Source organism: Allobosea sp. (assembly GCF_035944895.1).
Lineage (GTDB): Bacteria > Pseudomonadota > Alphaproteobacteria > Rhizobiales > Beijerinckiaceae > Allobosea.
In genome coordinates this window covers 938,135-952,444 of the sequence record NZ_DASZAT010000010.1, presented here as the reverse complement: position 1 = coordinate 952,444, position 14,310 = coordinate 938,135, and the positions used below count along the sequence as shown (strand labels likewise).

12 protein-coding genes are annotated in these 14,310 nt (G+C 67.4%); 6 read left to right on the top strand and 6 right to left on the bottom strand.

The features are described 5' to 3' along the window. Nucleotides 1-18 precede the first annotated feature (18 nt). The 6 genes from VGV58_RS20220 to VGV58_RS20195 form a co-directional block, all read right to left on the bottom strand. A complete protein-coding gene (locus VGV58_RS20220) occupies nucleotides 19-1,080 on the bottom strand; it encodes an ABC transporter ATP-binding protein (RefSeq protein WP_326875814.1) in 1,062 nt (353 codons plus the stop codon). Between the two features lie 15 nt (nucleotides 1,081-1,095). After that, nucleotides 1,096-3,282, bottom strand: coding sequence for an ABC transporter permease (locus tag VGV58_RS20215; protein ID WP_326875813.1), 2,187 nt, complete (start codon nucleotides 3,280-3,282; stop codon nucleotides 1,096-1,098). Nucleotides 3,283-3,325: 43 nt separating this feature from the next. Continuing rightward, nucleotides 3,326-4,363: an ABC transporter substrate-binding protein gene (locus VGV58_RS20210; protein ID WP_414644028.1), complete on the bottom strand. Its 1,038-nt coding sequence runs from the start codon at nucleotides 4,361-4,363 to the stop codon at nucleotides 3,326-3,328. Between the two features lie 68 nt (nucleotides 4,364-4,431). Then, on the bottom strand, nucleotides 4,432-5,232 hold the full coding sequence (locus VGV58_RS20205) for an inositol monophosphatase family protein (RefSeq protein WP_326875812.1): 801 nt from the start codon (nucleotides 5,230-5,232) through the stop codon (nucleotides 4,432-4,434). Then, a complete protein-coding gene (gene iolG / locus VGV58_RS20200) occupies nucleotides 5,232-6,233 on the bottom strand; it encodes an inositol 2-dehydrogenase (RefSeq protein ID WP_326875811.1) in 1,002 nt (333 codons plus the stop codon). Before iolG ends, VGV58_RS20205 begins: the two co-directional genes overlap by 1 nt. 35 nt (nucleotides 6,234-6,268) lie before the next feature. After that, nucleotides 6,269-7,069, bottom strand: a complete 801-nt coding sequence (locus VGV58_RS20195) for an SDR family oxidoreductase (RefSeq protein ID WP_326875810.1) — start codon at nucleotides 7,067-7,069, stop codon at nucleotides 6,269-6,271. A 122-nt stretch (nucleotides 7,070-7,191) separates the two neighbouring features. Here VGV58_RS20195 and VGV58_RS20190 point away from each other — a divergent pair, with 122 nt between their 5' ends. From VGV58_RS20190 to VGV58_RS20165, 6 genes are read left to right on the top strand one after another with little or no spacing between them, the layout of a single operon-like run. Further along, entirely contained in the window at nucleotides 7,192-8,040 is an 849-nt protein-coding gene (locus VGV58_RS20190) for a MurR/RpiR family transcriptional regulator (protein ID WP_326875809.1), read from the top strand. Then, nucleotides 8,033-9,934, top strand: a complete 1,902-nt coding sequence (locus tag VGV58_RS20185) for a bifunctional 5-dehydro-2-deoxygluconokinase/5-dehydro-2-deoxyphosphogluconate aldolase (RefSeq protein WP_326875808.1) — start codon at nucleotides 8,033-8,035, stop codon at nucleotides 9,932-9,934. The genes VGV58_RS20190 and VGV58_RS20185 overlap by 8 nt, the downstream gene beginning before the upstream one ends. A gap of 13 nt (nucleotides 9,935-9,947) precedes the next feature. Then, nucleotides 9,948-11,789, top strand: a complete 1,842-nt coding sequence (gene iolD / locus VGV58_RS20180; RefSeq protein WP_326875807.1) for a 3D-(3,5/4)-trihydroxycyclohexane-1,2-dione acylhydrolase (decyclizing) — start codon at nucleotides 9,948-9,950, stop codon at nucleotides 11,787-11,789. A gap of 15 nt (nucleotides 11,790-11,804) precedes the next feature. Beyond that, on the top strand, nucleotides 11,805-12,704 hold the full coding sequence (iolE, locus tag VGV58_RS20175; protein ID WP_326875806.1) for a myo-inosose-2 dehydratase: 900 nt from the start codon (nucleotides 11,805-11,807) through the stop codon (nucleotides 12,702-12,704). A gap of 13 nt (nucleotides 12,705-12,717) precedes the next feature. After that, nucleotides 12,718-13,521: a 5-deoxy-glucuronate isomerase gene (gene iolB, locus VGV58_RS20170; protein ID WP_326875805.1), complete on the top strand. Its 804-nt coding sequence runs from the start codon at nucleotides 12,718-12,720 to the stop codon at nucleotides 13,519-13,521. Continuing rightward, nucleotides 13,518-14,270: a hypothetical protein gene (locus VGV58_RS20165; protein WP_326875804.1), complete on the top strand. Its 753-nt coding sequence runs from the start codon at nucleotides 13,518-13,520 to the stop codon at nucleotides 14,268-14,270. The genes iolB and VGV58_RS20165 overlap by 4 nt, the downstream gene beginning before the upstream one ends. Nucleotides 14,271-14,310 lie beyond the last annotated feature (40 nt).

Here is a 14,310-nt window from a genome sequence, read left to right as displayed (position 1 = left end):
ATCTGAAATCATCCGGCTCTAGGGCACCAGGATCACGCCCGAGCTGGCAAAGGAGAGCCAGACAGGCGTGCCTGGCAGCGACATGTCGTCGACATCGTGGCTGATGACGAAGAGCTCGCCCACGGCGGTCTCGATCATCAGGTCGAGATGGTTGCCGAGATAAGCGCATTTGCGGACATTACCCGGCAGCGTGCCCTGGCTCTCATGGCGCGAGACCAGGAGGCTCTGCGGTCTGATTGCCGCCTTTGCAGGTCCCGGCTGCAGGCCGCGCGAAGGCAACGAGACGCTGGCCGGCCCGATCGCCACCTGCGCACGCCCGTCGGCAACTGATGTCACGGTGACCTCGACCATGTTGGCATCGCCGATGAAGTCGGCAACGAAGGCGTCGGCAGGCTCCTCATAGAGCTGGCGCGGTGTGCCCTGCTGGGCGATGCGGGCGTTCGACATCACGATGATCCGGTCGGAGACGGCGAGCGCCTCCTCCTGATCGTGCGTGACATAGGCGACGGTGAGGTTGAGCGCCTGCTGCAGCTCGCGGATCTCCTCGCGCACGCGCCGGCGTAGCTTGGCGTCGAGATTGGAGAGCGGCTCGTCGAAGAGCAACACCTGCGGCTCCAGCACGAGGGCGCGGGCGACGGCGACGCGCTGCTGCTGGCCGCCTGAGAGCTCCGAGGGGAAACGCTTCTCGAAGCCCTTGAGGCCAACCAGCGCCAGCTTCTCCAGCGCCATCTCCTGCGCCTTGGCCTTGGACAGGCCCTTCACGGTCGGGCCGTAGGCGGCATTCTCGAGCACACTCATATGCGGGAAGAGCGCATAGGACTGGAAGACCATGCTGACGTCGCGATCGGCGGCGGAGAGCCGGGTCACGTCCTTGTCGCCGATCATGATCTGCCCTTCGCTGGCGATCTCCAGCCCGGCGATCATGCGCAAAGTCGTGGTCTTGCCGCAGCCGGAGGGGCCGAGCAGCGTGACGAGCTTGCCGGCCTCGATCGAGAAGCTGACATTGTCGACCGCCGTCACTGCGCCATAGCGCATGCTGACATTGCGGAACTCGACGGAGGCAGGGCCGGCCTTGGGCATGGCTGCAACGTATCCTTACTTGATCGGCTCGGCGGCGGAGGAGGCGAGTGCGGGCGTGGTGCCGCGCCGGCCGAGCTTGCGCTCGCCGACGCCGAGCTGGATCAGGCTGATGCCGATCGCCATCACCACGATCAGCACCGAGGAATAGGCGATGGCGAGGCCGAACTCGCCGGCCTCGACGCGGCCGACGATATAGGCGGTGGCGAGGTTGTATTCGGCCGAGACCAGGAAGATCACGGCGCTCACCGTCGTCATGCTGCGCACGAAGCTGTAGACCAGCGCGGCGACGAGGGCCGGGCGCAGCAGCGGCAGCACCACCCGCCAGAGCGTGGTGAAGCTGCGGGCCGACAGCGTCGCCGAAGCCTCGTCCAGGCTCTTGTCGATCTGCGACAGCCCGGCGATGCCGGAGCGCACGCCGACCGGCATGTTGCGGAAGACGAAGGCGATGACGAGGATCAGTCCGGTGCCGGTGATCTCGACCGGCGGCACGTTGAAGGCGAGGATATAGGCGACGCCGAGCACGGTGCCGGGAATGGCGAAGCTCAGCATGGTCGCAAATTCCAGCGCACCGCGGCCGGCGAAACGCTGACGGGTCAGGAGATAGGCGGTGAGCAGGCCGATGATCGCGGTCAGCGGCGCCGAGATCGCCGCGAGCTTCAGCGTGGTGAAGAAGGACGGCCAGGCCGAGCCGTCGAAATAGAGCCCGCGGCTGAAATCGATCGAGAAGCCGGTGATGTAGTGCTGCAGCGTCGGGGTGTAGTCGCGCCCCATCGTCTTGACGAAGCCGCCCATCAGGATGACGACGTAGATGACCGCGGTCAGCGCCACCCAGGGGCCGATCACCAGTGCCGAAATCCAGGTGATGCGGCGCGGCAATGGCGTCGGCAGGCCGGAATCGCCCTTGCCGGTGACGGTGGTGTAGGACTTGCCGCCGAGCCACCGCTGCTGAGCCCAGAAAGCGGCGAGCGTGAAGCCGAGCAGGACGACGGCGAGCACCGCCGCCTGGCCCTGGTTGTGCGCTGCGCCGACCACGGCGAAGAAGATCTTGGTCGAGAGCACCTCGAAATTGCCGCCGAGCACCAGCGGATTGCCGAAGTCGGCCATGCTCTCGACGAAGCCGAGCAGGAAGGCGTTGGCGAGGCCCGGCCGCAGCAAGGGCCAGGTCACCGTGCGGAAGGTGGTCCAGCGCTTGGCGCCGAGCGTCTGCGAGGCTTCCTCCAGGCTTGGCGCGATGCCCTGCACCACGCCGATCAGCACGAGGAAGGCGATCGGGGCGAAGGCGAGCACCTGGGCGAGCAGCACGCCGGGCAGGCCATAGATCCAGCGCGAGCGCGGAATGCCGAACCAGTCGAACATCAGCGTCGAGAACAGGCCGGAGCGGCCGAAGAGCAGGATCAGCGCCAGGCCGATGACGAAGGGCGGCGTGATGATCGGCAGCACGGTGAGCAGGCGCATGGCGCGCTTGCCGGGCATGCCGGTGCGCAGGATCAGCAATGCGCAAGCGAGGCCGAGCAGGGTGGTAATCAGCCCGGTCAGCACCGCCAGGATCAGGGTGTTCCAGGCGACGCCGCAATTGGTGTTGGCGCTGAGACAACCCAGCCCCCAGATCGTCGGGCTGAACAGGCGCTCGACGAACTCGCCGAAGACGAGCGCGCCGCTGGAATCGACCAGCGCGCTGCGCAGGATCACCGCGACCGGCAGGAAGATGAACAGCGCGATCAGCATGATGACGATGCCGATCGAGGAGGTCGTGAACAGGTCGCCACGGCACAGGCCGCGATAGGCGAGGCCGTGGCAGAGCAGCAGCAGCAGCGAGACCAGGGTGATCAGCGCGCCGAAGCCCATGCCGGGCTGGGCAGCGCCCACCCCGCCGAGCAGGGCAGCCAGCGCCGGCATGCCCTGGTCCTTGAGCGTGACGGAGAAGCCCTGGGCGAAGAAGAAGGCGAGGCCGGCAAAGCCGATCCAGGCCAGGAGCTTGCCGGTGCCGGCATTCTCCTGCCGGAAGGCGAACAGGCTGGCGAGCAGGAGGGCGATGCCGACCGGCGCAAGCCAGGGCGCTGCCCCCGAGAGCACGAGCGCCAGCGCCGTTCCGGCCTTGCCGAACGGATAGCCGGTAAGGCTCATCCCTTCGGGCAGGTACCAGGGGATGAGCGCATAGCCGAGCCAACCGGCCAGCAGCGCAAGCCTCGTCGCGGGACGCATCGTCTCTCGCCTCTCGTCTCAGATGTCAGCGATCAGCATGCGCTCACTTGGGAAGCGCCTTGATCTCCTTGTCCCATTTGGTCAGCAGCCGGACACGCTCGGCCGAAGAGCCGTATTTGACGAAGTCGTACTTGATCAGCTTCATGTCCGACATCTTCGGAGCCTGGGCCGGAACCGGCGCGTTCTTGTTCGACGGCACCTGGTAGGACTTGGCCGGCGCGGCGAGCGCCTGCGCCGCCGGGGTCAGCGCCCAGTCGTAGAACTTCTTGGCGTTGTCGAGATTGCGCGCACCCTTGACGATCGACATCGAGCCGATCTCGTAACCGGTGCCCTCGCAGGGGGCGACGGCCTTGATCGGGTCGCCCTGCACGGCGAAGACGACGGCGTCATGGATGAAGACGATGCCGACGGCGGTCTCGCCGAGGCTCGCCGCCTTGGCCGGCGCCGCGCCCGACTTGGTGTACTGGCTGATGTTCTTGTGCAGGGCCCTGAGATAGTCGAAGCCCTTGTCCTCGCCCATCAGCTGCACCACCGTGGCGAGCAGGTTGTAGGCGGTGCCGGACGAGTTGGGGTCGGCGACCTGCACGTCGTCCTTCAGCTTGGGATCGAGCAGGTCGGCCCAGCATTTGGGCTCATTCAGGCCCTTAGCCTTGATCTGCTGGGTGTTGTAGCCGAAGCCGAGCGCGCCGGCATAGATGCCGACCGAGCGCTTCTTGGCGGCTTCCCACTGCGCCAGCGCCCATTCGTGCAGGTCCTTGTTGGCGGGCGACTCATATTCCTGCGTCAGGCCTTCCTCGGCCGCCTGCAGATGCGGGTCGCCGGTGCCGCCCCACCAGATGTCGCCGCGCGGATTGGACGATTCCGCCTTGAGCTGGGCGTAGATCTCGCCTGCCGATTTGCGGGTCATCGCGACCTTGATGCCGGTTTCCTTTTCGAAGGCGCCGCTCATGGCGCGGCACCATTCCTCCTGCACGCCGCAATACATGACGAGCGAGCCCTGGGCCTGGGCCGGAGCCGCGGCGAAGGCCGCGCTCGTGGCGGCCGCAAAAAGCCCGGCGCGAAGCCAGTGGTGTTTCTGCATGGTCTTCCTCCCGATATCTGGTTCTGTCTGTTCTTGTTGGGTCGATAGTGACCGGTCGTCGGCAAAGATCAACGGCTATTGTGCCGGCTTACTATTCCGGTGATGCGTTCCAGTTCGGCAGTCAGCTCCGGGGTGCAGCACAGCACTGGATTTCCGGCCTTGATCGCATCGCCCGCGAAGAAGTCGTTGACGTCGGCGCCGGCCTCGGTCGCGATCACCAAGCCGGCGGCGACGTCCCAGGCGTTGATGTGCAGTTCGGCATAGGCTTCGGTGCGGCCGATCGCGACATGGCAGAGGCCGAGCGCGCCGGAACCGGAGCGCTTGACCGAGGCGCCGGCAGCGAAGCCGCGGCCGACAGTCGCGAGGTATTCCTCGGTGGGCACGCGCGTCGACCAGCCGAATTCGAGATAGGCGCGGCGGATGTCGGCGGTGCCGGAGACCTTGATCGGTTCGCCGTTCATGGTCGCGCCGCGGCCACGGCGGCCGAAATAGACCTCACCCAGTGCCGGCGCCGAGATGATGCCGATCTCGGGCACGCCGTTGAGCAAGAGGCCGATCGAGATGCACCAGGTGCGGTCGCCGCGGGCGAAGTTCGAGGTGCCGTCGATCGGATCGATGATCCAGACCGCATCGGCCGCTTCGCCGCCGCCTTCCTCGCCGATCACGGCGTCATTGGGGAAGAGTACGGCGAGACGCTCGCGCAAGAAAGTCTCGACCGCGCCGTCGGCGACGGTGAGCCAGTCCTGCGCGCCTTTCATGCTGATGCCGAGACTGTCCTTGCGCCCGAAATAATCGAGCGCCAGCCGGCTCGCCTCATCGACGAGGCCGAGCACGGCGTATTGGCGCAGATCGAGTTCGGCAGGCGTCATCACAGCGATTCCAGCGAGACGGCGACCGGCTTGCCAGTGCGGCGCGATTCGGTAGCGGCATCGGCCAGGATCTGGGCCTTCAGCCCATCGAGGCCCGACGGCGAGGGCGCGCGCTTGTCGCGGCAGGCGCTGACGAAGGCGTCGAGCTCGGTGCGGTAGGCGGCGGCATAGCGCTCCAGGAAGAAGTTCTGCACGGGGTCGGCGCGGAAGCCGGCGCCGGTCGCGATCTCCACCGTGGTCTCGTGGATGTTGCCGGCGCGCAGCATGCCCTTGGAGCCATGCACCTCGATGCGCTGGTCGTAACCGTAAGTTGCGCGGCGCGAATTGGAGATCTGGGCGATACGCCCGCTGGCGGTGCGCATCAGCACGGCGGCGGTGTCGACGTCGCCGGCCTGGCCGATCGCCGGATCGACCAGCGCCGAGCCGAGCGCGAAGACCTCGACCGGCTCCTCGGCGAGGAGGAAGCGGGCCATGTCGAAATCATGGATCATCATGTCGCGGAAGAGCCCGCCCGAGCGCTTGACGTACTCGACCGGCGGCGGGCCGGGGTCGCGCGAGATCACGCTGACGATCTCGATCGCACCGGCCTCGCCGGCGCGCAGGCGGCCTTCCAGAGCGGCGAAGTTCGGGTCGAAGCGGCGGTTGAAGCCGATCATCAGCGGCTTGCCGGATTTCGAGACCACCTCGAGGCAGCGGCGGATGCGGCCGGCGTCGAGATCGACCGGCTTCTCGCAGAACACGGCCTTGCCGGCCGAGACGGCGGCCTCGATCAGGTCTGCATGGGTGTCGGTCGGCGTGCAGATCACCACGGCGTCGATGCCGCTATCGGCGAGGATCGCCTCGGTGCTGGCGACCTTGGCGCCGGACGCCTGAGCGAGCGAGGCGGCGGCCTCGGCGGAAGCGTCGGAGAGCGCGACCAGCTGCGCATCGGAGCGCGCCGCCACATTGAGCCCGTGAATGCGCCCGATCCGGCCGGCGCCCAGCAATCCAAATCTCATCACGTCCGTGGTCCTGCGGTTCGAGAGTGCTCCGGCGCTCAGTCGTGCGCGCCGAGAATGGTCTGGTCGAAGTCGACATTGGCGCCTGTCATCAGCCCCGATTCGGATGACGCCAGATAGGCGACGGCCTTGGCGACCTCGCGCGGATCGATCAGGCGGCCGAAGGGACGGCCGGCCTCTGCTTTCTCCAGCCAGCCATCCTGCGCATCATGGCGCAGGCGCATGATCGCGTCCTCGCCGGGCGTCGCCATCCAGCCGATATTGAGGCCGTTGACGCGGATGCGGTCGGAAAGCAGCCCGTAGGCGGCGTTCTTCGTCAGAGTCGCCAGTGCGCCCTTCGAGACGCTGTAGGCGGAGAGGAAGGGCTGGCCGCCATGGGCCGACATCGACTGGATGTTGACGATGGCGCCCTGGATGCCCTGCTTGCGCATCAGGGTCGCGGCGTCCTGGATCAGGAAGAAGGGCGCGGTCAGGTTAACCGCCATGATGCGGGCATAGAGCTCAGGGCTGGTATCGAAGATCGTACCGCGATCGGTGTCGCCGGCAGCGTTGACGAGGATGTCGAGCCGGCCGAAAGCTTGCTCGGCGGCCGGGACGATCCCGCGGACGGCGTCGAGATCGGCAAGGTCCGCGGCGTGGAACAGGGCGTTGCAGCCGGCCGCCTTCAGGCTGTTGGCGACCTTTTCGCCGCGCTCGCGATTGCGGCCGGTGAGGACAAGGCCGGTGGCGCCGCGCGCGGCGAATTCCCGGGCGATCGCCTCGCCAAGGCCCTGGCTGCCGCCGGTGACGACGGCGACCTTGCCGTCGAGGTCGCGGCGAAAGTGGGTTGGCTCGGGCACCTCGGTTTCTCCCTGGGAGCGCCATTGTCACAATGGCACATTATTTTTATTGCGCTTGACTAATGGAACAAACATTCCATTCTCTGCCGGCGCAAGTCAAGGCCATGAGAGCCCCGTTCCCCATGTCGTCGCAAGTGCAGCAGGAAACGCCAAAGGACGATTTCGACGGCTTCGTCGCCCTGCTGCGCGAGCGCGGGCCGAACCTGCCGAAACGCTTGCGGCAGGTCGCCGACTATGCGCTCGCCAACCCCGATGACATGGCGCTCAGCACCGCGGCGCAGGTGGCGCAGCAGGCCGGCGTGCAGGCCTCGACCCTGGTGCGCTTCGCCCAGGCGCTCGACTATTCCGGCTTCAGCGAATTGCAGCAGCTCTTCCGCTCGCGGCTGCGCCAGCAATTCCCCGATTATCGCGAGCGCCTCGCGGCCTTGCGTGATGAGGGCGCCGCCGGCCCGAACATGGCGCAGGTGCTGCTCGACGGTTTCGTCGAGGCCAGTCGCAGCTCGCTGACACGGCTGCAGGCGACCGTCCGCTATCGTGATGTCGATCGGGCGACCGACCTGCTCGCCGGGGCAGAGACGATCATCCTGGTTGGCGCGCGCCGGATGTTCACGGTGGTGTCCTATCTCGCCTACGCCTTCGGCAAGCTCGGCATCCGGGCGGTGCTGGTCGACAATATCGCTTCGCTCGGGCCGGAGCAGGCGGCGATCGCGCGCGAAGGCGACGTCGTCGTCGCCGTCAGCTGCGCGCCTTACACGCCGGCGACGGTCGGAATCGCAGCGCAGGCTCATGCCAAGGGCATTCCGGTGATCGCGATCACCGACAGCGCGCTCAGCCCGCTCGCCCAGCATTGCTCGCTCTGGCTCGAGGTCGAGGAGGCCGATTACGGTGCCTTCCGCTCGATGTCCGCCACCTTCGCACTCGCCATGACGCTCGCCGTCGGCACCGCCGAGAAAGCCCGCCCCGATGCCTGAAGCCGTGCTCGACCTGATCTCGATCGGCCGCTCCTCGGTCGACCTCTACGGCCAGCAGATCGGTGGCCGGCTGGAGGACATGGCCTCGTTCTCCAAGGCGGTCGGCGGCTGCCCGACCAATATCGCGATCGGCACTGCCCGGCTCGGCCTGAAATCGGCGGTGATCACCCGCGTCGGCGACGAGCAGATGGGCCGCTTCATCCTGGAGCAGCTGCAGCGCGAGGGCGTCGAGACCAGGGGCGTCGTCGTCGATCCCAAGCGCCTGACCTCGCTGGTGATTCTCGGCGTGCGCGATGAGAAGACCTTCCCGCTGATCTTCTACCGCACCGACTGTGCCGATGCGGCGCTCGACGAAAGCGAGATCGACGAGGCCTTCATCGCCTCGGCCAAGGCTGTCGTCGTCACCGGCACGCATTTCGCCATTCCGAACGCCGCCAAGGCGCAGCGCAAGGCGATCGCGCTTGCCCGCAAACATGGCCGCAAGGTCGTGTTCGATGTCGACTACCGGCCCAATCTCTGGGGCCTCGCCGGGCATGGCGCGGGCGAGGAGCGCTATATCCGTTCCGACAGCGTCACCCAGCATCTCCAGGCGATCCTGCCGGACTGCGACCTGATCGTCGGCACCGAGGAGGAACTGCACGCCGCCGGCGGCTCGGAGGACACGCTCGCCGCGATCCGCAACATCCGCGCCCTGAGCAAGGCGACCATCGTCTGCAAGCGCGGCCCGATGGGCTGCGTGGTCTTTCCGGGTGCCATCCCCGCTTCGATCGAGGACGGGATCAAGGGGCCGGGCTTCCCGGTCGAGGTCTACAATGTCCTGGGCGCCGGCGATGCCTTCATGTCCGGCTTCCTGCGCGGCTATCTCCGTGACGAGCCGATCGAGACCTGCTGCACCTGGGCCAATGCCTGCGGCGCCTTCGCCGTCTCGCGACTGCTCTGCTCGCCGGAGAGCCCGACTTTCGCGGAGCTGCAGTTCTTCCTGAAGCATGGCTCGCCCCATCGCGCGCTGCGCCATGACGTGGCGATCAATCATGTCCATTGGGCGACGACGCGCCGGCCGCAGGCCGCGACTTTGATGGCTCTTGCCATCGATCACCGCTCCCAGATCGAGGCGATGGCGGACGAGGCTGGCGTGCCGCGCGAGCGCATCCAGCTTTTCAAGCGGCTCGCCGTCGATGCCGCGGCGCGGATCGCAAAGGGCAGCGACGGCTTCGGCATGCTGCTCGACGGTCGCCATGGCCGCGAGGCGCTATTCCGCGCCGGCGATCACGGCTTCTGGGTGGCGCGGCCGCTGGAGGTGCCGGGCTCGCGGCCGCTGCGGCTCGAAACCGATGCGGACGGTTCGCTCGGCGCGGCCCTGAACGAATGGCCGGTCGACCATGTCGCCAAGGTGCTGGCCTTCTATCACCCGGATGACGATCCGGCGCTGAAGGCCGAGCAGGAGGCGACCTTGAAGCGCGTCGCGCTCGCCTGCCGGCAGGTCGGCCGCGAGCTCCTGGTCGAGATCATCTGCTCGAAGAACGGGCCGGTCGGCGATGACACCATGGCCTCGGTTATGCGCCGGCTGTACGCGATCGGCATCAGGCCCGATTGGTGGAAGCTGGAGGGGCAGCCGAGCGCGGCGGCCTGGGCCGTGGTCGACGCCGCGATTGCCGAAAACGATCCTTATTGCCGCGGTGTCGTGCTGCTCGGGCTCGATGCGCCGCTGCCGGAGCTGGAGGCGGCGTTCCGGCTGGCGCAGACTGCCAGGACGGTGAAAGGTTTCGCGGTCGGGCGCAGCATTTTTGGCGAGGCGGCGCGCGGCTGGCTCGCCGGCAAGCTCGACGACGAGGCCGCGACCGCGATGATGGCCGAGCGCTTCGGCCGGCTGGTCGACGCCTGGCAAGGCCGCTGAGGAGATTGCGAGCATGAGCACGATCAGGCTCACCATGGCGCAGGCGTTGGTGGCAGCGATGGCGGCGCAGAAGGCCGTCGTCGGTGGCCGCACGCTGCCGCTCTTCGCCGGCGTTTGGGCGATCTTCGGCCATGGCAATGTCGCCGGGCTCGGCGAGGCGCTGCATGGCGCCCGCGACATCCTGCCGACATTGCGCGCCCATAACGAGCAGGCGATGGCGCACTCGGCGATCGCCTTCGCCAAGGCCTCGCGCCGGCGCCGGATGATGGCGGTGACCAGCTCGATCGGACCGGGCGCGACCAATATGGTCACAGCCGCCGCAGTCGCGCATGTCAATCGCTTGCCGCTGCTCCTGCTGCCCGGCGACGTCTTCGCCGGGCGCCGGCCTGATCCGGTGCTGCAGCAGATCGAGGATTTCGGCGACGGCACCGTCTCGGCCAATGACTGCTTCAGGCCGGTCTCGCGCTATTTCGACCGCATCACCCGGCCAGAGCAACTGATCCCCGCCTTCGAGCGGGCGATGCAGGTGCTGACCGATCCCTCGGAATGCGGACCGGTGACGCTGGCTTTGTGCCAGGACGTGCAGACGGAAGCCTATGATTATCCCGAAAGCTTCTTCGCCGAGCGGATCTGGCAGCCACGCCGGACGCGTCCGGACGAGCAGGAGCTGGGGCAGGCGGTGGCGCTGCTGAAGGGTGCGAAGCGGCCGCTGGTCGTCGCCGGCGGTGGCACGCTCTACAGCGAGGCCGAAAGCGAGCTCGCCCGTTTCTGCCTGGCGCATGGCATTCCGAGCGCCGAGACGCAGGCCGGCAAGAGTGCCCTACCGCATGATCATCCGCTCAATCTCGGCGCGATCGGCGTCACCGGCACCGGCGCCGCCAACGACGCCGCGAAGCATGCCGATGTCGTGCTCGCGGTCGGCACGCGCCTGCAGGATTTCACCACCGGCTCGCGCGCGCTCTTCGCCGATCCGGAGTGCAAGATCATCGGGCTGAACACCCAAGCCTTCGACGCGGCCAAGCATGGCGGACGGCCGCTCGTGGCCGATGCCAAGGCCGGCCTCGCCGAGCTGGAAGCCGCGCTGTCGGGCTGGAAGGCGCCGGCCGGCTGGAGCGCGCAGGTGCAGGCATCCCGCGATGCCTGGCTCGAAACCGCCGCGCGTTACACGGCGATGAGCAACCAGACGCTCCCCAGCGATGCGCAGGTGATCGGTGCGGTGCAGCGCCAGAGCCGGGCGAGCGATGTCGTGCTCTGCGCAGCCGGCGGCCTGCCGGGCGAATTGCACAAGCTCTGGCAGCCGGGCGCGCCCGGCGGCTACCATATGGAATACGGTTATTCCTGCATGGGCTACGAGATCGCCGGCGGCCTCGGTGCGAAGCTCGCCGATCCTGCCCGCGAGGTCTTCGTCATGGTCGGCGATGGCTCCTATCTGATGATGAATTCGGAGATCGCGACCTCGGTGATGCTCGGCATCAAGCTCACCATCGTCGTGCTCGACAACAGAGGCTTCGGCTGCATCAACCGCCTGCAGAACGCGACCGGCGGCGCATCCTTCAACAATCTCCTGCGCGACAGCAGACACGAGGTTCTGCCGGAGATCGACTTTGCCGCGCATGCCGGCTCGATGGGCGCGATCGCGCGCAAGGTCGCTGGTCTGGCCGAGCTGGAATCTGCGCTCGCCGAGGCGCGCGGGCATGACCGTACCAGCGTCATCGTCATCGACACCGACCCGCTGATCTCGACCGATGCCGGTGGGCACTGGTGGGAGGTCGCGGTGCCGGAGGTTTCGGTGCGCGACGAGGTCAAGGCGGCGCGCAAGCGCTATGACGGCGCGCTCGCCGCGCGCGACAACTGAATCGAAGAGGACGACATGCCTATCCGTATCGGCGCCAACCCCATCGGCTGGTCGAATGACGATCTCCAGGACATTGGCGGCGCGACTCCGCTCGAAACCTGCCTGGCCGAGGCTCGCGAAGCCGGCTTCGTCGGGATGGAGCTCGGCCACAAATTCCCGCGCGAGCCGAACGCGTTGAAGGCGGCGCTCGATCCCTTCGGCATGGCCTGCATCTCCGGCTGGTATTCGGCGGAGCTGCTGAAGCGCGATGCCGATGAGGAGATGAAGCATCTGCGTGCCCATCTCGACCTGCTGAAGGCGATGGGCTCGACCGTGCTGGTCTTCGCCGAGACCTCGAACGCGATCCATGGCGACCGCAGCAAGCCTCTGTCGCAGCGGCCGGTGATGGCGGCGGGCGACTGGGCGCAGTTCGGTCGCAGGATCACTGAGGTTGCCGAGCGCACGCTCGCCGAGGGCGTCCGGCTGGTCTACCACCATCATATGGGCACGATCGTCGAGAGCGAGGCCGATATCGACGCCTTCATGGCGGCGACGGGCGAGGCGGTGCATCTCCTGCTCGACACCGGTCATGCGACCTGGGGCGGGGCCGATCCGGTGAAGCTTGCCGAGCGCTACCGCGCCCGCATCAGCCACTTTCATGCCAAGGATGTGCGCAAGGGCGTGATGGAGCAGGCGCGCCGCGAGGATTGGAGCTTCCTCGACGCCATCCTCGGCAAGGGCAGCGAACTCGGCGTCTATACCGTGCCGGGCGACGGCATGGTCGACTACCCCGCTGTGTTCAAGGCGCTGCCGGGCTATTCCGGCTGGGTCGTGGTCGAGGCCGAGCAGGATCCCGAGAAGGCGCATCCGCTGACCTATGCCAAGAAGGGCGTTGCCCATCTCAAGCAGAGCCTGAAGGAGGCCGGGCTCGCCTGAGCCCGGAACGGTCATGTCGAAGCTGCTGGTCAAGCCGCAGGCGCCCGATGCCGAGGGGCGCATCCACGAGGTCACGCCCGAAACGGCCGGTTGGGAGCATGTTGGCTTCACCGTGCACAAGCTCGCCGCCGGGCAGAGCCTGTCGCGCCAGACCGGCGACAGGGAGCACTGCCTCGTCCTGCTCTCCGGCAAGGTTGCGGCCAGTGCTGCGGGTGAGGACTTCGGCGTGATCGGCGGGCGTTCCTCGCCGTTCGAGCCCGATCCGTGGTCGCTCTATGTGCCGGCGGGTTCGGAGTGGAGCGTCACCGCGCAAGGGCCGTGCGAAATCGCGATCTGCTCGGCGCCGGGCAAGGCCGGAGCGCGGCCGGCCCGAGTCATCGGCCCTGCGGATGTCGGCTCGCTGACCCGCGGGGAGGGCAGCAATACCCGCCATGTCCGCAATATCCTGCCGGAGACGGAAGCCGCCGACGGACTCCTCGTCGTCGAGGTGATCACGCCCTCGGGCTGCTGGTCGAGCTATCCGCCGCACAAGCACGACCAGGACAATCTGCCGGCGGAATCGCTGCTGGAAGAGACCTATTATCACCGCCTCAACCCGCCGCAGGGTTTTGGCTTCCAGCGCGTCTATACCGACGATCGCTCGCTCGACGAGACCATGGCGTTCTCGGATGGCGACGTCGTGCTGGTACCGAGGGGCTATCACCCGGTCGGCGCGCCGCATGGCTACGAGCTCTATTATCTCAACGTCATGGCCGGGCCGAAGCGGATCTGGAAGTTCCACAACGATCCCGCGCATGAGTGGATGCTGAAGGCGTGAGCGAGGCGGCCGGGATCGACCTGATCGGCGACGAAGACCTCGCCTATCTCCGCAGCCGCACGGCCTTCGCTGCCGGTGCCGGGATGACGCTCGACGGCAGCTATCGCCTGGCGCATCTGCCGCTGATCGATCCGGCCCATCCCAAGGCGATCGCGCGCAAGGACGGCACCCACTACGACAATGGCCGGCACCCGCCGATCTATTCGCTGGTCGTGCCGACGCTCGGCCTGCAGGAGGCGCCGGCCTACCGGGAGCTCGAGCAGGAGCTGCGCGAGGCTCCGTTCGCGAGCAAGATCGCCTGGGATATCGTCAGCAGGCGGCAGGCGAAGCTGCATGCGACGGTGTGCGGCTCCCTCTCGATCGGTGCGCCGCCCGTGATCGATCCTGCGGCGCGAGAGGCGCTGTCGCGCATCGGGCCGGTCGCCATGGAGCTGCGCGGCCTGTTCTCGGGCAATGTCAATCGCGGCCGGCTGTATCTCCGGCTCTATCCGGAGCGCCGCGACGGGCAGAACGCGCTCCATCTCCTCCAGCGCGCGCTCGGGCGGCCGACCAGCGATCTCTATGTCGTCGGCATCTGGAACCTCAGCGACGATCTCGACGTTGCCGAGGCAGCCGCGCTCGCCGCTTTAGTCGGGCACTGGTGGGACAGGCCGATTCTGCGCTTCACAGCCAATAAGCTCTGGCTGATGGGCGCCAGCGACGACCTCGTGCTCGATTCCGAGATCGCCGAGACGCTGAGCCTGACCTAGGCCGCGCCACCGCCAATGCTCCGTTCCGCTTGCCTTGCCA

Bases quoted from the DNA above. Each gene is read 5' to 3' on its own strand.
- VGV58_RS20210 (WP_414644028.1), bottom strand. From the start codon at position 4,363: ATGCAGAAACACCACTGGCTTCGCGCCGGGCTTTTTGCGGCCGCCACG.
- VGV58_RS20215 (WP_326875813.1), bottom strand. From the start codon at position 3,282: ATGCGTCCCGCGACGAGGCTTGCGCTGCTGGCCGGTTGGCTCGGCTAT.
- VGV58_RS20205 (WP_326875812.1), bottom strand. From the start codon at position 5,232: ATGACGCCTGCCGAACTCGATCTGCGCCAATACGCCGTGCTCGGCCTC.
- iolD (WP_326875807.1), top strand. From the start codon at position 9,948: ATGAGCACGATCAGGCTCACCATGGCGCAGGCGTTGGTGGCAGCGATG.
- iolE (WP_326875806.1), top strand. From the start codon at position 11,805: ATGCCTATCCGTATCGGCGCCAACCCCATCGGCTGGTCGAATGACGAT.
- VGV58_RS20190 (WP_326875809.1), top strand. From the start codon at position 7,192: ATGTCGTCGCAAGTGCAGCAGGAAACGCCAAAGGACGATTTCGACGGC.
- iolB (WP_326875805.1), top strand. From the start codon at position 12,718: ATGTCGAAGCTGCTGGTCAAGCCGCAGGCGCCCGATGCCGAGGGGCGC.
- VGV58_RS20220 (WP_326875814.1), bottom strand. From the start codon at position 1,080: ATGCCCAAGGCCGGCCCTGCCTCCGTCGAGTTCCGCAATGTCAGCATG.
- VGV58_RS20185 (WP_326875808.1), top strand. From the start codon at position 8,033: ATGCCTGAAGCCGTGCTCGACCTGATCTCGATCGGCCGCTCCTCGGTC.